Genomic DNA, 25647 nt, shown 5'->3' with positions numbered 1-25647 from the left:
GATGAGCGCACTGTCCGACTCCTTCGGCGTCGATGCCTCGATGCTGCCAACTGCGCGCGAGGAAGCTTGGCGCAGCATGCCGTTGCGCGCACTGGAACGACGCGCGTTCGCCGCGGCCACGCGCCCTGCCGCATCGTCGCAACTGCTCGCCGACATCCCTGCGCCGCGACTGGTGTTCGTCCACGGTCGTGTTGATGAAACACTGTGCGACCTGTCCGGCCTCGCCGCGGGCATCACCATCGAGCATGCGACGCCAGCGGACGATTCGATTGGTGTGCGCACATCCGCGTTCGCGCGCAGCGCACTCGCGCAACCGGCAACGGAAATCACGCTCGCGCCTGCCAGCACCGCACGCCTGCACATCGTCGAACTGGGCCTGGCGACCACCGACGCCGAACTGTGGCACCAGCATTTGCGCATCACCCTCGGCGAACACGCCAATCTGGCGTTGATCGAATACCAGGGCCACGACGGCACGCATTCGCACTTCGCCAATGGCGCCACATCGATCAACCTGGCGCCAGGCGCGTCGATGCAGCACGCGCGCATCGTCGATGATCCCGACGGCGCCACCCGTTTCCTCCACACAGAAGTCACCGTCGCTGCAAAGGCACATTACGCGCGCTTCGACCTCGAACTCGGCGCGGCATTGAGCCGTCACGAGTTGCACATCCAGCTCGATGGCACCGAAGCCACCACCGCCGCGCATGGCGCGCTGCTTGGCAGCGGCAAGCGCCACGTCGAAACGCGGATGCAGGTGGTGCACGCGGCGCGCGACACCCGCAGCGATCTGCAATGGCGTGGGCTGGCGGCGGATCGTTCGCGCGTGGTCATGCACGGTGGCATTCGCATCGACGCCGGCGCCGATGGCAGCGACGCGCGACTCTCCAATCGCAACCTCCTTTTGTCCGACAATGCCGAGATCGACACCCAGCCGGTGCTCGTCATCCACGCCGATGAAGTGAAGGCCGCGCACGGCGCCACGGTCGGCCAGCTCGATACGAATGCCTTGTTCTACCTGCGTTCGCGCGGCCTGCCGGAAACGCAGGCGCGGCGAATGCTGACGACCGCCTTCGTGCAATCGCTGCTGTCGCAAGTCGACGACGATGCGGTGCGTGGGCTGCTCGAACAGCGCTTGTCTTCGGCCCTGCAACGGCTCAACCCGGAACACGACGCATGAGCGCCACACCCGACTGGTCGGCCATTCGCGGCGATTTCCCGCTGCTCACCCGCGAGGTGAACGGCAAGCCGCTGATCTATTTCGATTCCGCCAACACCTCGCAAAAGCCCGAACAGGTGATCGCGGCGGTCGACGATTTCTATCGCCACCACAACGCCAACGTCAGCCGCGCCGTGCACACGCTCGGCAGCGAAGCGACCGAGGCCTACGAGGGCGCGCGCGGCAAGTTGGCGCGCTTCCTCAACGTCCGCGCCGACGAACTGGTGCTGTGCAGCGGCACCACTTTCGCAATGAACCTGATCGCGTATTCGTGGGCGCTGCCGAAGCTGAAAGCCGGCGACACCATCCTGCTCACGCGCATGGAGCATCACGCCAACATCGTGCCATGGCAGCTGGTGGCGGAACGCACCGGCGCAACCATCAAGGTCGCCAACCTGCGACCCGATGGCTCGCTCGATCTCGATGCCTTGTACGCAGCGATGACGCCCGACGTGAAATTGCTCGGCGTGGCCCACGTCAGCAATGTGCTCGGCACGGTGAATCCAGTCCGCGAGATTTGCAAGGAAGCACGCAAGCGCGGCATCGTCACCGTGGTCGACGGCTCGCAGGCAGTGCCGCACATGGCAGTCGACATCCCGGCCATCGGTTGCGATTTCTACGCCTTCACCGGTCACAAGCTGTGTGGCCCGACCGGCACCGGCGCGCTGTGGGCGCGCAAGGAATTGCTCGAAGCGATGCCGCCGTTCCTCGGCGGCGGCGAGATGATCAAGGAAGTGAGCTTCGACGGCACCGTGTTCAACGACGTGCCGCGCAAGTTCGAGGCCGGCACGCCGAATATCGCCGGGTTCGTCGGACTCGGCGCCGCAGTCGACTACTTGCAAGCGATCGGCATGGACACGATCCACGCCCGCGAAAGCGAGCTGCTCGCCTACGCGACCAAGGTCCTCTCGGATATCCCCGGCCTGCGCATCATCGGCACCGCGCCGGGCAAGGCCGCGATCATCTCCTTCGTGGTCGAAGGCGCGCACGCGCACGATCTCGCCACCCTGCTCGACATCGAAGGCATCGCCGTGCGTTCCGGCCAGCATTGCGCGCATCCGCTGCTGCAATCGCTCGGCGTCTCGGCGACCTGCCGCGCCTCGTTCGCGTTCTACAACACGAAAGACGAAATCGACCGCTTCGCCGCCGCCCTGCGCAAGGTTCGGACACTCCTCGCATGACCGCCAATCCCGTCGAAGTGCATTCGATCCGTTTCCGCGCCGCTGATGCCAATGACATCCCCGCGCTGGTCGATCTGGTGACGTCCGCCTATCGCGGCGATGCCAGCCGCGTCGGCTGGACCACCGAAGCCGACCTGCTCGATGGCCTGCGCATCGATGGCGACCGCATCCGGGTCGACCTCGATCGTCCGTTCAGCCGCATCCTCATCGCCGAACGTGGCGGCGAACTGCTGGCCTGCGCGCATGTCGCCAAAGAAGACGGCGCCGGCTATTTCGGCATGTTCGCGGTGCGCCCGGACCTGCAAGGTGGTGGTGTCGGCAAGGACGTGCTGGCGGAAGCCGAACGCGTCGCGCGCGAAGACTGGTCGCTGCCGACGATGCGGATGACGGTGATCGACGTCCGCGACGAACTGATCGCCTTCTACGAACGCCGTGGCTATCGCCGCACCGGAATATACAAACCCTTCCCCTATGGCGATGCGCGCTTCGGCCTGCCCAAGCGCGACGACCTGCGCTTCGAAGTGCTGGAGAAATCGTTGTGAGCGGTAGCCCTCTCGACGGGTGGGAGTTCGTTTGCAGCGAGGGCGAGTTGTTGCCGGGCGAAAAACGCACCGTCTGGGCTGGCGACACGCCGATCCTCGTCGTCAATCTCGATGGCGACTATTACGCGGTCGAAGACCGTTGCACCCACGAAGACTTCGATCTCTCTGCTGGCGAAGTGAACCAGAAAGACGGCAGCATCGAATGCGTGCTGCATGGTGCGAAGTTCGACCTGCGCAATGGCGACGTGTTGTGCCCGCCCGCCTACGTCCCGGTCGCCACCTTCCCGGTGCAGGTGGTCGATGGCGCGGTGTGGACGCGCGACCATCGCTGATCGAGCATGCCCTTGTTGCAGCCCCACCCGGTATCGGGCGCGCATCCATCATCGTTGTTGCAAATGATAATCGTTATCGTTTAATATCTGGTCACGGCCTACGCCGTCCTTATCCCGACCAGGATCCACCTCAATGCACCTCTCTCATCCCGTGCCAGCTTCGCTGGCGCTCGCGATCTCCTGCTGCCTCTCCATTGCCAATGCCGCTGAAACCGCCGCCCCCGCCGATGCCAGGCAACTCGACCGCGTCGTCGTCACCGGCAGCCGTTATGTGCCGCGCTACACCACCGGCAGCACTCGCAGCGCCACCCGCACCGACACCCCACTGGTGGACGTGCCGCAATCGGTCTCGGTGGTGACGCAGGAACTGGTGAAGGATCAGGCGATGTCCGGCCTCACCGATGCCTTGCGCTACATGCCCGGCGTCGGCGTGGCGCAGGGCGAAGGCAATCGCGACACCGCGATCCTGCGCGGCAACAGCACTACCGGCGATTTCTTCGTCGACGGCGTGCGCGATGACGTGCAGTACATCCGCGATCTGTATGACGTCGATCGCGTCGAAGCGCTCAAGGGCGCCAACGCACTGGTGTTCGGCCGCGGTGGCAGCGGCGGGGTGATCAACCGCATCATGAAGACCGCGGATGGTTCTTCGGGCGGCGAATTGTCCTTGCAATACGGCAGCTCCGATCGCAAGCGCGCCACCTTCGACTGGCAGGCGCCGATCCTGCGCAGTGCCGGGAATGCCAACGGTTTCCGCCTCAATGCACTGTACGACGACGGCGGCAACTTCCGCGACGGGTATTCGCAGTCGAAGCGCGCCATCCACCCGACCGTGCATCTTGATAGCGGCCATGGCACCACGATCGACATTGGCTTCGAGTACTTCCGCGACGAACGCGTGGCCGATCGCGGCGTGACCTCGTGGCAGGGCAAGCCGATCGATGTCGATCCGGCGACCTTCATCGGCAACGCCGAACAAAGCCCGGTCCGCGCGCGCGCCAACAGCTTCGACATCGCCATCGATCATCGTTTCAATGATCGGGTCGAACTGCGCAACCACACCCGCACCGCCGACTATGACAAGTCCTACCAGAACGTGTTCGGCAACGGCACGCGCTTCGATGCACTGGACAATCCGCAGGTGATGCTGCAGGCGTATCGCAGCTTCGGCACGCGCCGCAACCTGTTCAACCAGACCGATCTGATCGCGAAACTCGGCGACGGCGATATCCGCCACACCTTGCTGGTCGGCGCCGAATTCGGCCACCAGGACAATCGCAGCCGCACCGAACAGGGCCGTTTCGGCACGCTGGCAAACGTCTGGGTGCCCCTGTCCGCGCCGCGTTACAACGGCATCGTCACCTATCCGCTCACCAGCGCCGACAGCGACAGTGGCGCGAACGTGCGTGCCCTGTACGTGCAGGACCAGATCGCGCTGGGCACGCGCTGGATCGCCATCGCCGGCCTGCGCAACGACTGGTTCGACGTGCGCATGAACGACCACCTGACCGGCAATACCTACGCCATCAGCAACAGCCTGCGCTCGCCGCGCGCGGGACTGGTGTTCAAGCCCAGCGGAAACACCTCGATCTACGCCAGCTACAGCGTGGCGTGGCAGCCGCGCTCGGGTGACCAGCTGTCGTCGCTGACGGCGAGCACGCAAGCGCTGTTGCCGGAGAAGTTCGTGAATCGCGAAGTCGGCTTCAAGTGGGACATCGCCGGCAAGATCGCGCTGACCGCGGCCACGTACCGACTGGATCGCCGCAACGTCGCCATCCCCGACCCGAGCGATCCCACCCGCAGCCTGTTGGTGAACGGCCAGCGTTCGAGCGGCGTCGAGCTCGGGCTCGCCGGACGCATCACCCGGCATTGGCAGATGCTGGGCGGGTACGCCTTCCAGAACGGCAGCTACCTCGCAACGCAATCTGCCAGCGTTCCACAGGGCAACCGCCTGCCGCAATTGCCGAGGCACAGCGCATCCTTGTGGAACCGCTACGATTTCACTTCGCGTTTCGGCGTCGGCCTCGGCGCGATCCACCGTGGCAGCATCTATGCCGCGGCGGACAATGCGGTGCGCATTCCCGCCTACACGCGCTGGGATGCCGCGGTCTATTTCGCGGCGACGAAATCCATCGACTTGCAGCTCAATGTCGAAAACCTGTTCAATACCCGCTATTTCGTCAGCGCCAACAGCAACCAGAACATCTCGCCCGGTTCGCCGCGTGCAGCGGTCCTGACCGCCCGCTTCGCCTTCTGATCCAAGGAATTTTGATCCATGACGAAAAAGCCCCTGAGCCACCACCGCACCTACCGCTGGATCCGTCAGATCCACCTGTGGGTCGGCGCCTGGGGCGCGATCGCCGCATTGCTGTTCGGATCGACCGGATTGCTGTTGAACCATCGCATCGGCGACAACGCCTGGCCGCAGGGCAAGACCGAGCCAGTGCGCAAGGAACAACTCGTTGCACCGGCTGAAGTGCGGACGTCACCGGAAGCGCTGTCGACGTGGCTGCGGCAGGCGCGCGGCCTCGACGCCGACATGATCCGCAAGCCGAAGCCGGGCGTCGACGGCAAGCCGGAGGGGCCAGCGAAGTGGAATTTCTCCGGCGGCAGCGCGCGCAACAGCTGGAGCGCGGAATACGTGGTCGGTAGCGACGCCATCGATGTGAAGTGGACGAACAGCTCGACGCTCGCAGTGTTCACCAAGTTGCACAAAGGATTGGGCGGCACGTGGTGGCGCTTGCTGGTGGACAGCTACGCGATCGCGATGATCCTGCTGGCACTGACCGGCCTGTGGATGTGGGCGCGCGGACGCGGCGCAAAGGAAATGGTGCTCAGCGTGTTCGCGCTGGCGGCGGTGGCATCAGGCTCGGCGATCGTGCTGGCGTTCCTGTAAGCGCACCAGCAATGCGGTCCCTGCGCCATCGAGGCGCAGATGGTGCGGGCTGTCATCAGCGCTGACGACAAGGGTGTCACCGGCATCGAGATGCAGGCCATCGCCACCATCGACATGGCCGGCGGCGACATGCAGCGCCCAGGTTTCGCCGGACGCGGCGAACAACTGGATCGATCCCACCATCGGTCGCACCCACAGTTCGGCATCGAAACGATCGCGCTGCCACATCAGGTTGAAATCGGTGGTCGGCGCGTCGAGCGGACCTCCGGACAACCGCGCCTCGCCGGGAAAACGCGCGAACGCGTACGGAGTGTCCAGGCGTTCTTCGCGGTCATCGGCAAACCGCAGGATCAAGCCGTCGCCACTCAACAGCACGATGACGCGATCGACACCAGGGAAGTTCGAGAACGGTGCATCGCGATCGACATCGGCGATCGATAGTCGCCATTGCCACGGTTGGCCATCACCCGGCCATTGCAGCAATTCGCGCGTGCTGCCGGCGCCATTGGCCCACGGCTGGCGCCTGCTGTCATCGAACCTGAGAATGCGCATGGCCATCGCGCCAGTGTAGTGCCACGCCGGAAAACATCGCCCGACCGCACCTCCCAATGCGGCCGAGCGACTTGACCTCCGTGTCCTCCCCCCATCTCGATCATCGGGCGTCCCTGCCCGCTCCGCGCGCCGCTTGCCCACTCCCGGCATCCGGCGCGCTGCTCTCCCCGCCTGTGCAAGCAAGTGTCGGCCTGCCGGGGCCTGCCGTCTGTCGGCGGGATGCGCGCCGTGAGGTCAGAAAAATCCGACATCACGGCTGCAGCGCTAAAATGGGGTTTTCGCACCGGAGCAGCGCGTGGATATCGCCAAATTGAAGGCTTTCGTCGGCCACAAGTGGGACGCGGAGATCGTGCCGCAGCTGGTGCGCTATATCGCCATCCCCAACAAGTCGCCGATGTTCGACGCCGACTGGCAGGCACATGGCTACATGGATCAGGCGGTTGCGCTGATGGAAACCTGGGCGAAGGCGCAGACGATTCCTGGCATGCAGGTCGAAGTGGTGCGACTGGAAGGCCGCACGCCGCTGATCTTCCTCGACATCCCGGCGCAGGGGGAAAATGAGGGACGAAGCAGTGGCGACGATTGCGTGCTGCTGTACGGCCATCTCGACAAGCAACCGGAAATGACCGGCTGGGACGATGATCTTGGCCCGTGGAAGCCGGTGCTGAAGGGTGATCGCCTGTACGGCCGCGGTGGTGCCGACGACGGCTACGCGATCTTCGGTTCGCTCACGGCGATCCTCGCGCTGCGCGAACAGAATGTGCCGCACGCGCGTTGCGTGGTGATGATCGAGGCTTGCGAGGAATCCGGCAGTTACGACCTGCCCGCCTACGTCGATCATCTTGCACCGCGCATCGGCAAGCCGTCGCTGGTGGTCTGCCTCGATTCCGGCTGCGGCAACTACGATCAACTGTGGTGCACGACGTCGCTGCGTGGACTCGCCGGCGGCAACCTGCGCGTGGATGTGCTGCACGAAGGCGTGCACTCCGGCGATGCGTCGGGCATCGTGCCGTCGAGTTTCCGCATCCTGCGCGAATTGCTCGATCGCGTCGATGACGAGAAAACCGGCCAGATCAAGCTCGATGGCCTGTTCGTCGAGATTCCTGCCGAACGCATGGCGCAGGCCGCGAAAGTCGCCGAAGTGCTGGGCGACGAAGTGTGGAACAAGTTCCCGTTGATGGAAGGGATGGTGCCGATGGGCGCCGACAATACCGAGCGCGTGCTCAATCGCACCTGGCGTCCGGCGTTGTCGATCACCGGCGTCGATGGCATGCCGGCGCTGTCGTCGGCGGGCAATGTGCTGCGTCCGTTCACCGCGGTGAAGTTGTCGCTGCGCCTGCCGCCGACGCTGGATGGCACGACCGCCGGCAACCTGCTGCGCGATACGTTGCTGAAGGATGCGCCGAATGGCGCGAAGGTGAGTTTCGAGTTGGAGAAGTCATCGGCGGGCTGGAACGCACCGGCGTTGGCGCCATGGCTGGAACGCGCGATCGATGACGCCAGCGAGGCCAGTTTCGGCAAGCCGGCGATGTACATGGGGGAAGGTGGATCGATCCCGTTCATGGGCATGCTCGGCGAGAAATTCCCCGGCGCGCAGTTCATGATCACCGGCGTGCTCGGCCCGCATTCAAACGCGCACGGTCCCAACGAGTTCCTGCACATTCCGATGGGCAAGGGCGTGACGGCATGCGTGGCGCAGGTGGTGGCCGCGCATTACGTTGCGAGCTTGCGTGGCGAGACTTCTGGCAGTGCGGTTGCGCCGGATAGCGGGCAGCGGAACGGGGATCATGGGTGCTGTTGAGCTAGCACGTGCTGGCTGTCACTGTCATCCCGAATGGCATGAGGGAGCCGCCGCATCCATGCGGCGGAATGGTCGGCCATAGGGACCCACCGCGCAGGCGCTGCCGGGCGGGGAGTGTTTCGTCGCTGCGATGGGGTCGCAACACACGCGTGTTGTTGCTCTCTCGAGTCGCAACAACACGCGCGCGGCAAGTGGGTGCGCCAGTCCGATGCGCGGGCATACGAGGCATGGATGCCGAGTCGAGCCTACATGGATGTATTCACGGCGTCCCGCGCATTGGAGCTGGTCACACACGCCAGCCAGCGCGTGCGATGAGCTCAGGCTACCTCAGCCCGCGCGAGCGTCATCGCTCCGACGGATAAATCCGCCACGCGCGCGGCAACACGCCGATCGTCGCACCCACTGCAGGAACGTCGGCATCGGGCGTTGCGGCCAGATCGAGTTCCAGCAACCGCGCCTGTGATTCCACCTGCGCCTCAACAGTGATGCGTCCTGATCGCAAATGCGTCGCCAGCACCTTCGCCGGAATACCCGATGCTGCATCGACGATCGCCAGATCGTGCGGCCGCACGTACAGGCGCGCATGCCCCGCCGCGACATCGGTCGGCGCATCGAAACCATGGCCATCGCTGCGGAAGCGCCCGTCGATCACGCGCCCTTCCAGCACATTGGCGCGGCCGATGAAATCGAAGACATATTCCGATGCCGGCGCACTGTAGATTTCATGTGGCGTGCCGACCTGCTCGATCCGCCCCTCGCGCAACACCACCACGCGATCGGCGAGTTCCAGCGCTTCTTCCTGGTCATGGGTGACGAACAGCGTGGTCTGCCCGGTCTGCTCATGCAGCGTGCGCAGCCAGCGTCGCAGATCGACGCGGACCTTGGCATCGAGCGCACCGAACGGTTCATCGAGCAGCAACAACGTCGGATCGATCGCCAACGCACGCGCCAACGCCACGCGCTGGCGCTGACCGCCCGACAACTGTTCGGGATAGCGTCCGCCAAGTTCGCCCAGCTGGATCAATTGCAACAGCTCGTCGACGCGACTCAGGATCGTCGCCTTGTCCGGACGCCGCGAACGCGGGCGACTGCGCAAGCCGAAGGCGATGTTCTCAGCAACCGTCATGTGGCGGAACAACGCGTAATGCTGGAACACGAAACCGACATTGCGCTGACGCAGGCTCAGGCGCGTGGCATCGACATCGCCGAACAACACCTGCCCGGCATCGGCATCCAGCAGGCCAGCGATCACCCGCAGCAGCGTGGTCTTGCCGGAACCGGACGGCCCCAGCAACGCGACCAGTTCGCCGGAGGCGATATCGAGATCGACCGCATCCAGCGCGGTTGCATTGCCGAAGCGCTTGCCGAGTTGGCGAATGTGTAGATCCATGCCCTGCCTCGTCGCGACCGCTTCATGGTGGGTCACCGTTTGCCGATGATGCCATTCGGCTCCGGCGTCGTGCTTCACGGCCTGGGTGCGATCAAATCGTGCGGCGTTCATGTTCAATTTCAATGCCTTCTGTGCGTACTGGCCAGCGCGTCGCCATGGCTCGATTCCAGCCAGAATTTCGCCAGCAAGGTCACCAGCGCCAATCCGCTCAGCAACGATGCCGCCGCGAACGCCGCGGTGCCGTTGAATTCGTTGTAGAGGATTTCGATGTGCAACGGCAGCGTGTTGGTGAGTCCGCGGATATGGCCGGACACCACCGAAACCGCGCCGAATTCGCCCATCGCCCGCGCACTGCACAGCAATACGCCGTAGAGCAGTCCCCATTTGATGTTGGGCAGGGTCACACGACGAAACATCGTCCACGCGCCAGCCCCCAGCGAACGCGCCGCCAGTTCTTCGTCGCTGCCCTGTTGCTCCATCAGCGGGATCAGCTCGCGCACCACGAACGGGAAGGTGATGAACAACGTCGCCAGCACGATGCCGGGCCGCGCGAACAGGATCTTGATGTCGAAGTGTTCAAGCAACGATGCGAACCAGCCGTGGGTGGTACTGAACAGCAGCACCAGGCACAGGCCCGCCACCACCGGCGAGACGGCGAACGGCAGGTCGATCAGCGTCAACAACACGCGCTTGCCGGTGAATTCGAAACGCGCCATCGCCCAAGCCATCAGCGTGCCGAACACCGCGTTGACCGGGATCACCACCGCCGCCGTGAACAGCGTCAGCTTGAGCGCGGCGACGGCATCCGGTTCGACCAGCGCCGACCACCACGCACGGAAGCCATCGCCGAATGCTGCGGCGAGCACCATCAGCAACGGCAATACCACCAGGCCGACCAGGATCAGGACGGCCAAGGCAATCAGCGCCAGGCGCAACCAACGCGGTTCGCGCAGGGCGTCATGCATGGCGACGTCTCGCGCGCGCATACGCGGACAGCGACGGAATCGCATTGATCAGCAGCAGGCATGCGAACGACGCCGCCAGCAGCAAGGCCGCGATCGCGATCGCGCCGTCGACGTCGTATTCCTCCAGCCGGATGGTGATGAGCAACGGCGCAATTTCGGTCGAATACGGCTTGTTGCCAGCGATGAAAATCACCGAGCCGTACTCGCCCAACGCCCGCGCGAACGCCAGCGAGAAACCGGTGAGCAAGGCCGGCAGCAGCTCCGGCAGGATCACCCGTCGCAACGTGGTGAAACGCGACGCACCGAGCGAAATCGCCGCGTCCTCCTGCTCGCGTCCCAGCGTTTCCAGTACGGGTTGCACGGTGCGCACCGCGAATGGCAGGCCGATGAACACCAGCGCGATGACAATCCCGATCCAGGTGTAGGCGATCTTCAATCCCAGCGGCTCAATGATCCGGCCGATCCAGCCGTTGCTCGAATAGATCGCGGTGAGCGCAATGCCCGCGACCGCCGTCGGCAACGCGAACGGCAGGTCGACCAGGGCATCCAGCAGGCGCCGTCCGGGGAAGCGATAGCGCACCAGCACCCACGCCACCAGTGCGCCGGCCATCAGCGCGAACAACGACGCCAGCAGAGACGTGGCAAAACTGAGCTTCAACGCCGATTGCACGCGCGGATCATGGATCGCGCGCAGCCAGCCCGCCGTGCCGAGCCCCAGCGCTTGCCACACCAGCGCCAGCAACGGCAGCAGCACGACCACGCCGAGCCATGCCATGCCGAGGCCGAGGCTGAGGCCGAAGCCGGGCAATGGCCGCCGCCGACGTGGCGCGAGTTGCGGAATGGACAGGGCTGGCGCGTTCATCGAAGCATTGTCGTCAATGCGCGCGCTTGGCGTTGATCTGGTCGAAGAATCCACCATCGGCGAAATGCTGTGCCTGTGCTTTCTTCCAGCCACCGAAGGCGTTGTCGATGGTCACTTGCGTCACTTTGGGAAACCGTGCGAGCGTCGCCGCCGGCACCTTGTCCGGTTCTGCCGGGCGATAGAAATGCTTGGCGGCGAGTTGCTGTCCCTGCGGCGAATACAGGAAGCGCAGATAGGCTTCGGCTTGCTTGCGGGTGCCATGCTTGTCGATGTTCTTGTCGACCCACGCCACCGGCGGCTCGGCGCGGATGCTCAGCGACGGCACCACGATCTCGAACTTGCCGCGCGTGGCGGGTTCGTTCACCGCCATCAACGCCTCGTTCTCCCACGCGATCAGCACATCGCCAATGCCGCGCTCGGCGAAGGTGGTGGTGGCGCCGCGCGCGCCGGTATCGAGCACCGGCACATTGCCGTAGAGGCGCGTGAGGTAATCCAGTACCTTTCCGCCATCGCGATACTGATGCGACGCCCAGGCCCATGCCGCGAGATAGTTCCAGCGCGCACCGCCGGAGGTCTTGGGATTGGGGGTGATCACGGCGACGCCGGGCTTCACCAGATCATTCCAGTCGTGGACCGCTTTCGGGTTGCCCGTGCGCACCAGGAACACGATGGTCGAGGTGTAGGGCGCGCTGTTGTGGGGAAGACGAGACTGCCAGTCGGACGGCAGCAGCTTGCCCTTGTCGGCGATGGCGTCGATGTCGGCGGCCAGCGCCAGCGTGACGACATCGGCTTCGAGCCCGTCGATCACCGCGCGCGCCTGCTTGCCGGAACCACCATGGGAACTGCGGATATCGATGCTCTCTCCCGTCTGCTGTTTCCACTGCGCGGCGAACGCCTGGTTGACGTCGGCATAGAACTCGCGCGTGGGATCGTAGGACACGTTGAGCAGGCTGCTGGCCTTGGCATTGACGGTCGCGGTAATCAGGATGAGGCTGGCCAACACGGTCAGGAATATCTTGTTCATCGTGGAATCCTTGGCGGAATCGGATGGGACATCCGGGGTAGTCGTGGCGTCCGTGACGTCGCGATTCCGGGAGAATTTTGCACGATGGATGTTCATATTTCGTAATCTCCTTCCAGCAGGCACGCCACGACTTGTTCAGCCAATGCCTGGGCGCTTGCAGTGGCGGTATCGAGCACCAGTTCGGCGTGCTCAGGCGCCTGGTACGGCGAATCGATGCCGGTGAAGTTCGGCAGCTCGCCGCGACGCGCCTTGGCGTACAGGCCCTTGACGTCACGCCGTTCGGCGACATCCAGCGGCGTATCCACGAATACTTCGATGAATTCACCGGGTGCGAACAGTTCGCGCGCCGCCTTGCGTTCGGCGCGGAACGGCGAGATGAAGCTGACCAGCACGATCAGGCCGGCATCGGTCATCAGCTTGGCCACCTCGGCGACGCGACGCTGGTTCTCGACGCGATCCTCGTCGGTGAAACCGAGATCGCGATTGAGTCCGTGGCGGACGTTGTCGCCGTCCAGGACGAAGGCGTGGTGGCCGAGGGCGTGCAATTTCTTGTCGACGAGATTGGCGATCGCCGATTTCCCGGCGCCGGACACGCCGGTGAACCATACGCAACGCGGCGTCTGGCGCTTGCTGCGCGCGCGTGCCGCCTTGTCGACATCAAGATGCTGCCAATGGATGTTGCCGGCGCGACGCAGCGCGAAATCTGTGGTGCCGGCGGCGACCGTGGCGTTGTCGAAGCGATCGATCAGGATGAAACCGCCGAGCGTGCGATCGTCGCAATACGATTCGAACGCGATCGGCTGGTCGAGCGACAGATTGCAGACGCCGACTTCATTGAGATCGAGATTGCGTGCGGCGAGTTGCGCCTGGGTGTTGACGTCGATGCGATGCTTGATCTCCGTCACCGTGGCGTTGACGGTGCGCGTGCCCGACTTGAGCAGGTAGGCGCGACCGGGCAACAACGGCGCTTCACCCATCCACAGCAGATGTACGGCGAGTTGGTCGGCGACTTGTGGCGGCTGGCTGGCGGCGGCGATCACATCGCCACGACTGACGTCCACTTCATCGGCGAGGGTGAGCGTGATCGCCTGCCCGACTGCGGCCGCAGCGAGATCGCCTTCGGCCACGACGATCCGCTCCACGCGCGAACGCTGGCCGGATGGCAACACCACCACGTCGTCGCCTGGTCGCACCTGTCCCGCGGAAATCGTGCCGGAGAATCCGCGGAAATCCTGGTGCGGACGATTCACCCATTGCACCGGCAACCGGAAACCGGCATCACCGTGCGTGGGCTCGACATCAACATGTTCCAGCCATTCCAGCAGCATCGGGCCGTGGTACCACGGCGTCTTCGGCGAGCGTTGCAGCAGGTTGTCCCCCTTCAGCGCCGACAACGGCACCGCCTGCACATTGGTGATACCGAGTTGTGTCGCCAATTCGCGGTAATCGCGTTCGATCCGTTCGAACACGCCGCGATCGTAATCCACCAGGTCGAGCTTGTTGACCGCCAACACCACGTTGCGGATGCCGAGCAGCGCGACGATGTAACTGTGGCGTCGTGTCTGTGCCAGCAAGCCCTTGCGCGCATCGACCAGCACCACCGCGGCATCGGCGGTGGAAGCGCCGGTGGCCATGTTGCGGGTGTACTGCTCATGGCCGGGGCAATCGGCGACGATGAACTTGCGCTTGTCGGTGCCGAAGAAACGGTAAGCGACATCGATGGTGATGCCCTGCTCGCGTTCGGCGGCGAGTCCGTCAAGCAACAGCGCGTAATCGATGTCGTCGCCCTGGGTGCCGTGACGGCGACTGTCGCTGGCAAGCGCGGCCAACTGGTCGGCGAACAGGCCCTTGCTGTCGTACAAGAGGCGACCGATCAGCGTGCTCTTGCCATCATCGACACTGCCGCAGGTGATGAAGCGCAGCAGTCCCTTGGTCTCGTGGCGATGCAGGTATTCGGCGACGCCCATCAGAAGTACCCCTCCTGTTTCTTTTTTTCCATCGACGCCGATGGATCATGGTCGATCACCCGGCCCTGGCGTTCCGACGTGGTCGCGACCAGCATTTCGGCGATGACCTTTTCCAACGTATCGGCATCGGATTCGATGGCGCCGGTCAGCGGATAGCAGCCGAGTGTCCGGAAACGCACGCTGCGGATCGTCGGCGATTCGCCATCACGTAACGGCAATCGTTCATCATCGACCATGATCAGCGCGCCATCGCGCTCGACCACCGGGCGTTCGGCGGCGAGATACAGCGACGGCACTTCGATCCGTTCGCGATAGATGTAGAGCCAGATGTCGAGTTCGGTCCAGTTCGACAACGGGAACACCCGCACCGATTCGCCACTGGCGATCCGCGCGTTGTACAGCGACCACAGCTCCGGACGCTGCTGTTTCGGATCCCAGCGATGCTGCGCGTTGCGGAAGGAAAAGATGCGTTCCTTGGCGCGCGATTTCTCTTCGTCGCGGCGGGCGCCACCGATGGCGGCATCGAAGCCATGCGCATCCAGCGCCTGCTTCAACCCTTGCGTCTTCATCACATCGGTGTGGACAGCGGCACCGTGGCTGATCGGACCGATGCCGCGCGCCACGCCTTCGGGGTTGGTATGCACGCGCAATTCGACGCCGGTTTCGGCGACCCGACGGTCGCGAAACGCGATCATCTCGCGGAATTTCCAGCCGGTATCGACATGCAGCAGCGGAATCGGCGGACGGCCAGGCGCGAACGCCTTGAGCAGCAGGTGCAGCAACACCGAACTGTCCTTGCCTACGGAATACAACAGCACCGGATTGCGGAATTCGGCGGCGACCTCGCGCAGGATGTGGATGCTCTCGGCCTCGAGGCGATCGAGATGGCTGAGTGCGGCCACCGGCTGCGGCAGCGAGACAATAGGCTTGGCAGAGAGAGCAAGTTGCGCTGACACGGCAGGTTCCAGAGGCGAACGAATCGAGGTGCCCGCGCGATCGCGGACGGAAAACGAGTATCGACAGGCGATCCCCGCGCGGGAAATGCACGCAGGGCATAACGACATGACCAGCGCTCCTTATGCGCGGATGGCCGCCGTCCCTAGTCTTTGCGTTGTCGCAATCCCGACCTCGCCCTGCCATGTCCGCCGTCTCAATCACACCATTCCAGCCGATCACCGACGAACAGGCCGCCCTGCTCGCGCGGCTGACGGACGCGCTGGACCACGACGGACTGTGGTGGCTGTCGGGGTATGCCGCCGGGGTCGCGCGTGGACGCACCTCGTCCATTGCAGGATTGGCCGCCGTTTCCAGCGATGCCACCGCGACGGTTTCGATCGAAACCGTCATCGCGCCGCAGCTCACCATCGTCTACGGCAGCCAGACCGGCAACGCCAAGCGCCACGCGGAAGCACTCTCGACGCAACTCGAAGGGGCCGGTTTTGGCGTGCGACTGTTGCGCGCCGATGCCTATCCATTGCGCGAACTGAAGAACGAGCGTCATCTCGTCGTCGTCGTCAGCACCCAAGGCGATGGCGATCCTTCGGATGATGCCCGCGCCTTCGTCGAATTCATCGCCGGCAAGCGCGCGCCGAAACTGCCCGATCTCCACTACGCCGTGCTCGGCCTCGGCGATTCCAGCTATCCGCAGTTCTGCGCGATCGGCCGCCAACTCGACGAACGCCTGTCCGAACTCGGCGCGACGCGCTGGTTCGCGCGCGGCGACGCCGACCTCGACATCGATACCGTGGCCACGCCATGGTTCATCACCGCATTGGCCGCAGCGAAGGACGCGCTGAAGCCGCAGGTGCCGCTGGCCACCGTCACGCCGCTGCGACCCCATGCGCAGCAGACCGCCAGCACCTACACGCGCGACAACCCGTTCCCCGCCGGAATCCTCGCGAACCAGTGCATCACGGGTCGCGGCAACCACCGCACGCCGTCGTCGGACAAGGAAATTCGTCACATCGAACTGTCGCTGGAAGGCTCCGGCCTGAAGTACGAACCGGGCGATGCCCTCGGCGTGTGGCCGGTGAATCCGCCGAAGCTGGTCGCTGCACTCCTCGCGACGCTGCAACTTGATGGCGATGCTGTCATCACACATGACACGCAAGCCTTGCCGTTGCGCGAATGGTTGTCGACCAAGCGCGAAATCACCCGCCTCTCGCGCCCGTTCTTGACGCAACACGCCGCGCGCGCGAACAGCGCCGCGTTCGATGCCATTCTCGCACCCGACAACGCGGCAGCGCTGACCGATCTCCTCGCCAACCGCCAGCTGATCGACCTGCTGCGCGAATTCCCGGCGACGTGGACCGCGGATGAACTGGTCGCCACGCTGCGCCCGCTCACGCCGCGCCTGTATTCGATCGCTTCCAGTGCCAAGGCCGTCGGCGAAGAAGCGCACCTCACCGTCGCGCACGTGGAATACATGGTCGATGACGACCCGCGCTGGGGCACGGCATCGAATTTCCTCGCACGCAGCGATGAAGGCACGATACCGGTCTTCATCGAACACAACGATCGTTTCCGCCTGCCAAAGGATGACAGCCGCGATGTCATCCTGATCGGGCCCGGCACCGGCGTTGCGCCGTTCCGCGCCTTCGTGCAGGAGCGCGCGAAATCGGGCGCCAGCGGTCGCAACTGGCTGTTCTTCGGCAATCCGCACGCACACAGTGATTTCCTCTATCAAGTCGAATGGCAGGACGCATTGAAGTCCGGCGCGCTGCATCGCCTCGATCTCGCCTTCTCGCGCGATCAGGATCACAAGATCTATGTGCAGGATCGCCTGCGTGAACGCGGCGCCGAGCTCTACGACTGGCTGAAGTCTGGCGCATCCCTCTATGTCTGCGGCGATGCCACGCGCATGGCCAAGGACGTGCACGCCGCACTACTCGACATCATCGCCACCCATGGCGGCAAATCCGCCGACGCTGCCAACGACGCATTGAACGACCTGCAGACGCAGGGCCGTTACGCCCGGGATGTGTACTGATGAGCACGCACTCCGTCGAAGACGTCAAGCGCGACAGCCATCGCTTGCGCGGAACGCTGCTGGAATCGCTGGCCGATCAGGTCACCGCCGCGATCGCCGACGACGACCAGACGTTGATCAAGTATCACGGCAGCTACCAGCAGGACGATCGCGACATCCGCGAGGAACGCCGTCGCCAGAAGCTGGAACCCGCCTACAGTTTCATGATCCGCACGCGCACGCCCGGCGGCGTGGTCTCGCCGCAGCAATGGCTGCAGCTCGACCGCATCGCCACCACCTACGCCGAACGCGGGCTGCGCATCACCACGCGCCAGGCTTTCCAGTTCCACGGCATCATCAAGCGCGAACTCAAGGCGACGATGCAGGCGATCAACGCCGCGATGATCGATACCGTCGCGGCTTGCGGCGACGTCAACCGCAACATCATGGCCGCGGCCAATCCGCACGAATCCGCCGCGCATGTCTTCATCCACGCACAGGCTGCCGCGCTTTCCGCCCATCTGCGCCCGAATACCCGCGCCTACTACGAAATCTGGCTGGACGAGGAACGCGTCGCCGGCAGTGGCGATGAAGACGAGCCGATCTACGGCGATCGCTACCTGCCGCGCAAGTTCAAGATCGGCTTCGCGATTCCGCCACACAACGATGTCGATGTCTTCGCGCAGGATCTCGGCTTCATCGCCATCGTCGAAGACGGCGCTGTCACCGGCTACAACGTCACCGCCGGTGGCGGCATGGGCGCGACCCATGGCGATCCCGAAACCTATCCGCGCCTCGGCAGCCTGCTCGGCGCCATCGCTCCCGACCAGGTCACGGTGATCGCCGAAGCCGTCATCACCACCCAGCGCGACTGGGGCAATCGTGCCGTGCGCAAGCGCGCACGCCTGAAATACACCATCGACGATCGCGGCCTCGACGCGTTCAAGCAGGAAGTCGAACAGCGTTCCGGCGTCGTATTCGCACCGCCACGCGAATTCCGCTTCGTCCACAACGGTGATCGCTTCGGCTGGATGCAGGGCGAAAATGGCCTGTGGCACCTGACCCTGCGCATCATTGCCGGGCGCATCCAGGACCGCGAGCAACCGCATCTCACCGGCTTGCGCGAGATCGCCGCGCATCTGCACGACATCGCGCACGACCAAAGCGCCGCCCCCGAATTCCGGATGACGCCGAACCAGAATCTCGTCATCGCCAACATTCCCGAAGACGACCGCACGCGCATCGATGCCCTCGTCGCCGCGCACGGACTCGCCCTGTACGAAACCGCATCGCCACTGCGGCGCAACGCCATCGCCTGCGTGGCGCTGCCGACCTGCGGCCTGGCGATGGCCGAAGCCGAACGCTACCTGCCGGATTTCCTCACCCGCTTCGAGACGTTGCTCGCCGCCCACGGACTCGCCGGACAAGCGATCAACCTGCGCATCAGCGGTTGCCCCAATGGCTGCTCGCGCCCGTACCTCGGCGAGATCGCGCTGGTCGGCAAGGCACCCGGACGCTACAACCTGATGCTCGGCGCCGATCATCGCGGCGAACGCCTCAACACGCTGTATCGCGAAAACATCGACGAAGCCGCGATCCTCGCTGCACTCGATCCGTTGCTGGCACGTTACGCCGTCGAGCGCGAACACGACGAATATTTCGGCGATTTCCTCGTGCGCGCGGGCATCGTCGCCGCCAAAGCATTACACCTGGAACTGGTCGCATGATCCCGCCCGATCCCGCCATCGCCGCCGAATCGCCGCAGGCGCTGGCAGCGCTCAACACCTGGCTTGCCGGCAAGTCCGCCGAAGAACGCATCGACTGGGCGTTGGCCAATCTGCCCGGCAATCACGCGCTGTCGTCGAGCTTCGGCGCGCAGTCGGCCGTCTCGCTGCACATGGCGACGCGCGCGCGGCCGGACATCCCGGTGATCCTGATCGACACCGGCTACCTGTTCCCGGAAACCTATCGCTTCATCGATGAACTCGGCGAACGGCTGTCGCTCAACCTCAAGGTCTATCGCCCGCAGATCGGCGTCGCATGGATGGAAGCGCGTTTCGGCAAATTGTGGGAACAGGGCGTCGACGGCATCGAACGCTACAACCGCCTGCGCAAGGTCGAACCGATGCAGCGCGCCTTGAACGAGCTCGACGCTGGCACCTGGATTTCCGGCATCCGTCGCGCGCAATCGACCAGCCGCGCCGGCATCGACATCCTGCAACGCCGCGATGGCCGCTGGAAACTGCATCCGCTCGCCGACTGGAGCGATCGCGATGTCTGGGCCTACCTGCAAACACACGACCTGCCCTATCACCCGCTATGGCATGACGGCTATGTCTCGATCGGCGACATCCACACCACGCGGCGCCTCGAAGACGGCATGAGCGAGGAAGACACGCGCTTCTTCGGCCTCAAGCGCGAATGCGGCCTGCACGAAGCGTGGAACGATCCCGAACAAGCGGCGGCGTAGGCGCGCGCCGCGCGTTAAATGACGTAAGTCGCGATCGTCTCGCTCAGTTCCGCCCACGTCGGCGGCGTCGGCCAATCCGCTTCGACATTGCCTTCCAGCACGCGACGCACATCGCGACGATCCAGCTGCGGCGCCACCGCGTGCAGCAACTCGGTGGCGTAATCGCGCAACACGCGCTCGCGCGGCAACACTGCCCACGCGATGCATTCGGGGATCGACGGCGGCGCGGTCAACGCCACCAGATCGGTGTCTTCGGCGGTCAACGCCATCTCGGCCAGCAAGCCGACGCCGATGCCCGCTCGCACATAAGTCTTGATGAGATCGGCATCGCGCGCGGTCATCGCCAACTGCGGTTCCAGCCCTTCCGCGGCGAACGCGCGCCGCAGCGACGAATCCGGGCGAATCGACGATTCGTAACTCACCAGCGGAAACTCCGCGAGCTGCGCCAGCGTCGGCGCTCCGGCCGATGCCAATGGATGATCGCGCGGTACCAGCACCTTGCGCTGCCAGCGGAACAACGGAACCGCGATGCCACCCTCGGGCACATGCCCGGCGGTGCTGATCAGCGCGAAATCGGCATCGCCACTGGCGAGCAGGTTCAACACTTCGCTGTCGGCGGTCGGCATCAGGTGCACGCTCACCTGCGGGTAGTTGCGCTTCAATCGCGCCACCGCGTGCGGCAGCACGAAGCGCGCCTGCGTGTGGGTGGTCGCCAGCACCAATCGTCCGTGCGCGTCGTTGCGCTGGTTGGCGGCATAGGCGCGGATGTTGCTGGCCTCGGCCAGCAGTCGGCGCGCATGCACCAGTACCTGCGCCCCGCCGCTGGTGATCGCTTCCAGGCTGCGGCCCTTGCGCGCGAACAGCAGGAAGCCGAGCTCGTCCTCGAGCTGCTTCAACTGCTTGGACATGCCCGGCTGCGTCGCGTGCACGCGTTCCGCGGCCAGGGTGATGTTCAGGCCCGAATCGGCGATCGCGACGAGGTAGCGGAGCTGGGTCAGGGTCATGGCGACGACACCGCTTTATCTCTTTATTCGGATGAAAGGATCAATCTACAACCCGCGTGGCAGCCTTGTCCAGCGCGGCTCATGCCTCCGCAGAATAAGCCAAACGCCGCTCGTCATTTCCTTCCCCGATCCCGACAACGCATGGTGGATGTCCCCGACTCCCTCGATCCGCCCGATGCCCACCCGGTTGTTCCCCTTCTTCGCTGACCTGCATGGCCGCACCGTCCTGGTGGTCGGCGGCGGCAGCGTGGCCCGGCGCAAAGTCGATGCCCTGCTCGATACCGGCGCGCGCATCGTGGTCGGCGCGCCAGCGCTGGATCGCGAACTGATCGCACTCGCCGCGGAAGGCCGCATCGACACGGTCATCGGAAACTTCACCGACGCATGGCTCGACGATGCCTGTCTGGTGATCGCCGCGACGGATGATGCCGTCGCCAATCGCGCCATCGCCGCTGCAGCAAGTGAACGACGCATCTTCGCCAACGTGGTTGATGATGCCGAACTGTCGAGCATCCACCTGCCCGCGCGCGTCGAACGCGGCCCGTTGCAGATCGCGATTTCCAGTGGCGGTGGCGCACCGATGCTGGCGCGCCACATTCGCGAGCAACTGGAAACGCAATTCGACGAATCGCTGGGCGCACTCGCCGAACTGCTGCAGCGATCGCGTGCGCGTATCCGCGAGCGACTGCCCGATCTTCCCGCGCGCCGCCGCTTCTTCGATCGCATTCTTAAAGGCCCGATCCCGGCGCTGCTGCGGCGTGGCGATGCCATCAGCGCGGAACGGGCGTTGCAGGCGAATCTCGATGCCGCGCCGCCATCTCGCGGTCGCGTCGCCCTGGTCGGCGCCGGCCCCGGCGACCCCGGATTGCTGACGTTGCGCGCGCTGCGCCTGCTCAACGAAGCCGACGTGATCCTGCACGATCGCCTGGTCAGCGCCGAGGTGCTGGCGTTGGCCCGTCGCGATGCCGAACTGATCGAAGTCGGCAAGCGCGTCGGCGGCGACCACGCCGCCACCCAATCCGGCATCCATCGCCTGCTGGTGGAACAGGCCCTGGCCGGCAAGCGCGTGGTGCGGCTCAAGGGCGGTGATCCCTTCGTCTTCGGTCGCGGCGGCGAGGAACTCGAAGTGCTGCAGTCGCACGGCATAGATTTCGAGGTGGCGCCCGGCATCACCGCAGCGATCGCCTGCGGCGCCTACGCCGGCATCCCGCTCACCCATCGCGAGCACGCGCAGTCGGTGCGTTTCGTCACCGCGCATACCAAGGACGAGGACGACGGCATCGACTGGCGGGCACTGGCGCAGGATCGCCAAACCCTCGCGTTCTACATGGGCGTGTCCGGACTCGAGCGCATCCGCGATCGCCTGATCGCGCATGGTCGCGATGCGCGGACACCGGTGGCCCTGGTCGAAAACGGCACCCGCGCCGGACAGCGCGTCGTCGTCGGCACGCTGGCGGAACTGCCCGAACTCGCCAATACCCATCGTGTTTCCGCACCAGCGATCCTGTTCGTCGGCGAAGTGGCCGCACTGGCAACGCGACTGCACTGGTTCGGCGCGCCGCCGCTCCATGGCCTGCCGCTGGAGGCCTTGGCGCAAGCGGCCTGAGCCGGTCCGGAGCGGTCATGCCGCAGGGCAACACGGCCCACACGCGGACCTTGCTAGGATCGGCCGGCACCACTCCCACCACACTCAAAGGGATTCAGAGATATGGGCCACATTCTGTACACCATCATCATCGGCGCGGTCATCGGTATCCTCGCGCGCTTCTTCAAGCCCGGCGCGGACCCGATGGGCTGGATCATCACGATCATCCTCGGCATCGCCGGTGCCTACATCGGCAGCATGCTCTATGCCGGCGGGGGCGTCATCGGATTCATCATCTCCATCGTTTGCGCCATCGTGTTGTTGTTCATCTACGAATTCATCCGCGGCAAGATGGCCAGCAGCAACGCCTGACATCCATTCGCAATCCTGCAAGACGACAACGCCCCGGTCCGCCGGGGCGTTGTGCATTGCGGCCCCTGTCCCGCGCAGGATGCGCACGGTAAGCTGGCTGGATGACCGATGAAACACTATCTCCCCGCGATCTCGAGCGCGTCGCATGGACATCACGCGTCCTCGGCACTGACACCGCCCAGCAGCGCGCTTCGTTCGATGCCGGTTTCCGCAGCTACTGGCGCACCGATTCCTCGCCCACGCGGATCGTCATGGATTCGCCACCGGGGCTGGAGGACGTGGCGCCGTGGCTGGAGATCCGCGACCTGCTGGAACACGGTGGCGTGCGCGTGCCCGAAGTTCTGGCCAGCGACATCGAACACGGTTTCCTGTTGCTGGAAGACCTTGGCACGAACACCTATCTGCACGATCTTGTCGACGCCAATGCCGACAGCCTGTTCGAGAGTGCATTCGTGCAACTGGCGAAACTGCAGGCGATCGCGCCACCGCAGGATTTCCCGCGCTACGACCGTGAACGCCTGTCGATGGAACCGCGACTGTTCGACGAATGGTTCTGCATCCGCCATCTCGGGCTGACACTGGACTGCGCCGAGATGGAACTCCTCGACGCGGCGACTCTCCATCTGGTCGATGCCGCACTGGCGCAAGCGCAGGTGCTGGTGCATCGCGACTTCATGCCACGCAACTTGATGCGCACGACGAGCGGGGAATCGCCCGCGGTGATCGACTTCCAGGGCGCGGTTGCCGGCCCGATCGCCTACGATCCCGCTTCGCTGTTCAAGGACGCCTTCATCAGCTGGCCGGAGCAACGCGTGCAGGCGTGGTTGCGGGAATACCATCGCCGCGCCGTCGCCAGCGGATTGCCGCTGCCACCGATCGAACGCTTCCTGCACGACGTCAACCTGATGGGCGTACATCGCCACCTCAAGATCCTCGGCATCTTCGCGCGACTGAAATATCGCGATGGCAAACCGAAATACCTCGACGATGCGCCGCGTTTCATCGCCTATCTCGACACCGTGTTGCCGCGCCATCCGCAACTCGTTCCTCTCCACGACTTCATCCAGCGCCGCGTCAAGCCGGCCATGGCCGCGCACGGGAATCTCCCGCGATGAAGGCACTGATCTTCGCCGCCGGTTTCGGCGAGCGCATGCGTCCGCTCACCGACCACACACCGAAACCGCTGTTGCACGCTGGCGGCAAGATGTTGATCGAATGGCATCTGGAGAAACTCGCCGCGCTTGGCATCAGCGACGTGGTGGTGAACACGTCATGGCTGGCCGAACAGTTCCCGCTACAACTCGGCGACGGCTCGCGCTGGGGATTGCGCCTGCATTTCATCCACGAAGGCGCACGACCGCTGGAAACCGGCGGCGGCATGTGGAACGCGCGCCATTTGCTCGGCGACGCGCCGTTCTTCGTGGTCAATGGCGATGTCTGGAGCGATTTCGATTTCGCCCTGCTGCCGCGCGAACCGGCGGGCGATGCGCATCTGGTGCTGGTGGACAATCCGCCACAGCACCCCCGGGGCGATTTCGCGCTCGCCGACGATGGCCATGTGCGGATGGCAGGGGACGAAAAACTCACCTACTCCGGCATCGGCGTCTATCGCCCAGGTTTTCTCGACGGTTGGCGCGACTGTGTCGGCGATGCCGATGGCGCGGATGAAACCCCGCCGCGTTTTCGTTTGTTGCCGCTGATGAAAGCCGCGATTGCGCGCGATGCGATGACGGCGACACATCACCATGGTCGCTGGACCGATGTCGGCACGCCGGAACGATTGGCGGCACTGGATGAAGAGCTGAATTCCGCGCCCTGAACACTTCAACCGTCGTCGCGACTGCCCAGCACTTCGCGCAAGAACGGCACGGTGAGGCGACGCTGCGCTGCCAGCGAAGCGTGATCGAGTCGATCCAGCACGTCCATCAGGCTGCCGAGATCGCGCTCGCAACGACGCATCAACCACTCCGCTGCGGCATCATCCAACACCAATCCGCGTTGTGCCGCACGCGCACGCAGCAACTCCGATCGCTGCGTTTCATCCAGTGGCGACAAAGGCAGGCGCGTCGCCTGCGTCAAGCGCGAACGCAAGTCCGGCAACGCGAATGCAAGCTGTTCCGGCGGCGAACGCGCTGCGTAGAGCAACTGCCCTCCGTGATCGAGCACGCGATTGTGGAGATCGAACAAGGCGACCTCGTCGTCGCGATGTCCGATGAGCGCTTCAAGGCCATCGAGCGCGAGCAATCGATGCTGCTCGAACATCGGCGCGACATCGGCGAGGCTGCCGGCCACTTGTGGCAATGCCAGATACGCGGAACCTTGCGGATGCGCTGCGTGCGTCGCCATCAACAGATGCGTCTTGCCGACGCCAGCGGGTCCGGTCAGCAACCAGGCACGCTGGTCGCCAGCGTCGATGCCGTCCGCCAATATCCGCGCGGCAGCGCCGACGAAATCCCCGAAGCGTCGATCGGCGCGCGTGGCCAGCGCCAGTGGCAGTTGGATGCGATGCCGGCTCAC

At 64.7% G+C, this 25647-nt stretch carries 23 protein-coding genes; 14 read left to right on the top strand and 9 right to left on the bottom strand.

The genetic code is table 11. The features are described 5' to 3' along the window. The first annotated feature begins 1 nt into the window (after position 1). From sufD to Lysil_RS05210, 6 genes are all read left to right on the top strand, one after another. Entirely contained in the window at positions 2–1180 is a 1179-nt protein-coding gene (sufD, locus tag Lysil_RS05235) for a Fe-S cluster assembly protein SufD (RefSeq protein ID WP_103074461.1), read from the top strand. Further along, entirely contained in the window at positions 1177–2400 is a 1224-nt protein-coding gene (locus Lysil_RS05230) for a cysteine desulfurase (RefSeq protein WP_103074460.1), read from the top strand. The genes sufD and Lysil_RS05230 overlap by 4 nt, the downstream gene beginning before the upstream one ends. Then, positions 2397–2942, top strand: coding sequence for a GNAT family N-acetyltransferase (locus Lysil_RS05225; protein ID WP_425477126.1), 546 nt, complete (start codon positions 2397–2399; stop codon positions 2940–2942). Before Lysil_RS05230 ends, Lysil_RS05225 begins: the two co-directional genes overlap by 4 nt. Beyond that, a complete protein-coding gene (locus Lysil_RS05220) occupies positions 2939–3274 on the top strand; it encodes a non-heme iron oxygenase ferredoxin subunit (protein WP_103074459.1) in 336 nt (111 codons plus the stop codon). The genes Lysil_RS05225 and Lysil_RS05220 overlap by 4 nt, the downstream gene beginning before the upstream one ends. Positions 3275–3407: 133 nt before the next feature. Beyond that, positions 3408–5531 carry a TonB-dependent receptor gene (locus Lysil_RS05215; RefSeq protein WP_103074458.1) on the top strand — a complete coding sequence of 708 codons (2124 nt, stop codon included), beginning with the start codon at positions 3408–3410 and terminating at the stop codon, positions 5529–5531. Positions 5532–5549: 18 nt separating this feature from the next. Then, positions 5550–6170: a PepSY-associated TM helix domain-containing protein gene (locus Lysil_RS05210; protein ID WP_103074457.1), complete on the top strand. Its 621-nt coding sequence runs from the start codon at positions 5550–5552 to the stop codon at positions 6168–6170. Here the strand turns inward: Lysil_RS05210 and Lysil_RS05205 are convergent. Then, a complete protein-coding gene (locus tag Lysil_RS05205) occupies positions 6138–6728 on the bottom strand; it encodes a HutD/Ves family protein (RefSeq protein WP_165782390.1) in 591 nt (196 codons plus the stop codon). The two genes, Lysil_RS05210 and Lysil_RS05205, sit on opposite strands and share 33 nt — an antisense overlap. A 289-nt stretch (positions 6729–7017) precedes the next feature. Here Lysil_RS05205 and Lysil_RS05200 point away from each other — a divergent pair, with 289 nt between their 5' ends. Further along, complete coding sequence (locus Lysil_RS05200; protein ID WP_103074455.1) at positions 7018–8523, top strand: M20 family metallopeptidase; 1506 nt, start codon at positions 7018–7020, stop codon at positions 8521–8523. 343 nt (positions 8524–8866) lie between these two features. Here Lysil_RS05200 and Lysil_RS05195 read toward each other — a convergent pair whose 3' ends face one another. The 6 genes from Lysil_RS05195 to cysD all read right to left on the bottom strand — a co-directional run bounded on the left by Lysil_RS05195 (position 8867) and on the right by cysD (position 15633). Next, on the bottom strand, positions 8867–9913 hold the full coding sequence (locus Lysil_RS05195) for a sulfate/molybdate ABC transporter ATP-binding protein (RefSeq protein WP_103074999.1): 1047 nt from the start codon (positions 9911–9913) through the stop codon (positions 8867–8869). A gap of 119 nt (positions 9914–10032) precedes the next feature. Continuing rightward, positions 10033–10878: a sulfate ABC transporter permease subunit CysW gene (gene cysW / locus Lysil_RS05190; protein ID WP_425477125.1), complete on the bottom strand. Its 846-nt coding sequence runs from the start codon at positions 10876–10878 to the stop codon at positions 10033–10035. Continuing rightward, the gene (cysT, locus tag Lysil_RS05185; protein WP_103074453.1) at positions 10871–11740 is read right to left on the bottom strand and encodes a sulfate ABC transporter permease subunit CysT; all 870 of its coding nucleotides are present in this window, start codon (positions 11738–11740) and stop codon (positions 10871–10873) included. The genes cysW and cysT overlap by 8 nt, the downstream gene beginning before the upstream one ends. Positions 11741–11753: 13 nt before the next feature. Beyond that, the gene (locus tag Lysil_RS05180) at positions 11754–12764 is read right to left on the bottom strand and encodes a sulfate ABC transporter substrate-binding protein (protein ID WP_103074998.1); all 1011 of its coding nucleotides are present in this window, start codon (positions 12762–12764) and stop codon (positions 11754–11756) included. Between the two features lie 92 nt (positions 12765–12856). After that, positions 12857–14731 carry a sulfate adenylyltransferase subunit CysN gene (cysN, locus tag Lysil_RS05175; RefSeq protein WP_103074452.1) on the bottom strand — a complete coding sequence of 625 codons (1875 nt, stop codon included), beginning with the start codon at positions 14729–14731 and terminating at the stop codon, positions 12857–12859. Next, entirely contained in the window at positions 14731–15633 is a 903-nt protein-coding gene (gene cysD, locus Lysil_RS05170) for a sulfate adenylyltransferase subunit CysD (protein WP_240600298.1), read from the bottom strand. The genes cysN and cysD overlap by 1 nt, the downstream gene beginning before the upstream one ends. Before the next feature lie 236 nt (positions 15634–15869). Between cysD and Lysil_RS05165 the strand changes: the two genes are divergently transcribed. From Lysil_RS05165 to Lysil_RS05155, 3 genes are read left to right on the top strand one after another with little or no spacing between them, the layout of a single operon-like run. After that, positions 15870–17720: an assimilatory sulfite reductase (NADPH) flavoprotein subunit gene (locus Lysil_RS05165; RefSeq protein WP_103074450.1), complete on the top strand. Its 1851-nt coding sequence runs from the start codon at positions 15870–15872 to the stop codon at positions 17718–17720. Beyond that, positions 17720–19426 carry an assimilatory sulfite reductase (NADPH) hemoprotein subunit gene (gene cysI, locus Lysil_RS05160; protein WP_103074449.1) on the top strand — a complete coding sequence of 569 codons (1707 nt, stop codon included), beginning with the start codon at positions 17720–17722 and terminating at the stop codon, positions 19424–19426. Before Lysil_RS05165 ends, cysI begins: the two co-directional genes overlap by 1 nt. After that, positions 19423–20169: a phosphoadenylyl-sulfate reductase gene (locus Lysil_RS05155; protein ID WP_103074448.1), complete on the top strand. Its 747-nt coding sequence runs from the start codon at positions 19423–19425 to the stop codon at positions 20167–20169. Before cysI ends, Lysil_RS05155 begins: the two co-directional genes overlap by 4 nt. 14 nt (positions 20170–20183) lie before the next feature. Here Lysil_RS05155 and Lysil_RS05150 read toward each other — a convergent pair whose 3' ends face one another. Further along, positions 20184–21173 (bottom strand): LysR family transcriptional regulator, encoded by a 990-nt coding sequence (locus Lysil_RS05150; protein ID WP_103074447.1) that lies wholly within the window; start codon positions 21171–21173, stop codon positions 20184–20186. 148 nt (positions 21174–21321) lie between these two features. On the opposite strand from Lysil_RS05150, the gene cysG reads away from it, so the two are divergent. The 4 genes from cysG (at position 21322) to murU (ending at position 24949) form a co-directional block, all read left to right on the top strand. Next, entirely contained in the window at positions 21322–22779 is a 1458-nt protein-coding gene (gene cysG / locus Lysil_RS05145; RefSeq protein WP_240600147.1) for a siroheme synthase CysG, read from the top strand. Between the two features lie 102 nt (positions 22780–22881). Continuing rightward, positions 22882–23130: a GlsB/YeaQ/YmgE family stress response membrane protein gene (locus tag Lysil_RS05140; protein WP_103074445.1), complete on the top strand. Its 249-nt coding sequence runs from the start codon at positions 22882–22884 to the stop codon at positions 23128–23130. Positions 23131–23231: 101 nt separating this feature from the next. Next, complete coding sequence (locus tag Lysil_RS05135; RefSeq protein WP_103074444.1) at positions 23232–24245, top strand: aminoglycoside phosphotransferase family protein; 1014 nt, start codon at positions 23232–23234, stop codon at positions 24243–24245. Beyond that, positions 24242–24949: an N-acetylmuramate alpha-1-phosphate uridylyltransferase MurU gene (gene murU / locus Lysil_RS05130; RefSeq protein WP_103074443.1), complete on the top strand. Its 708-nt coding sequence runs from the start codon at positions 24242–24244 to the stop codon at positions 24947–24949. The genes Lysil_RS05135 and murU overlap by 4 nt, the downstream gene beginning before the upstream one ends. Positions 24950–24954: 5 nt before the next feature. Here the strand turns inward: murU and hda are convergent, their stop codons facing one another. Continuing rightward, complete coding sequence (gene hda / locus Lysil_RS05125) at positions 24955–25647, bottom strand: DnaA regulatory inactivator Hda (protein ID WP_240600143.1); 693 nt, start codon at positions 25645–25647, stop codon at positions 24955–24957.

Source organism: Solilutibacter silvestris, from assembly GCF_002895945.1.
Lineage (GTDB): Bacteria > Pseudomonadota > Gammaproteobacteria > Xanthomonadales > Xanthomonadaceae > Solilutibacter > Solilutibacter silvestris.
The sequence above is the reverse complement of the archived record's forward strand: the minus strand, read 5'-3'. Positions and strand labels throughout refer to the sequence as shown.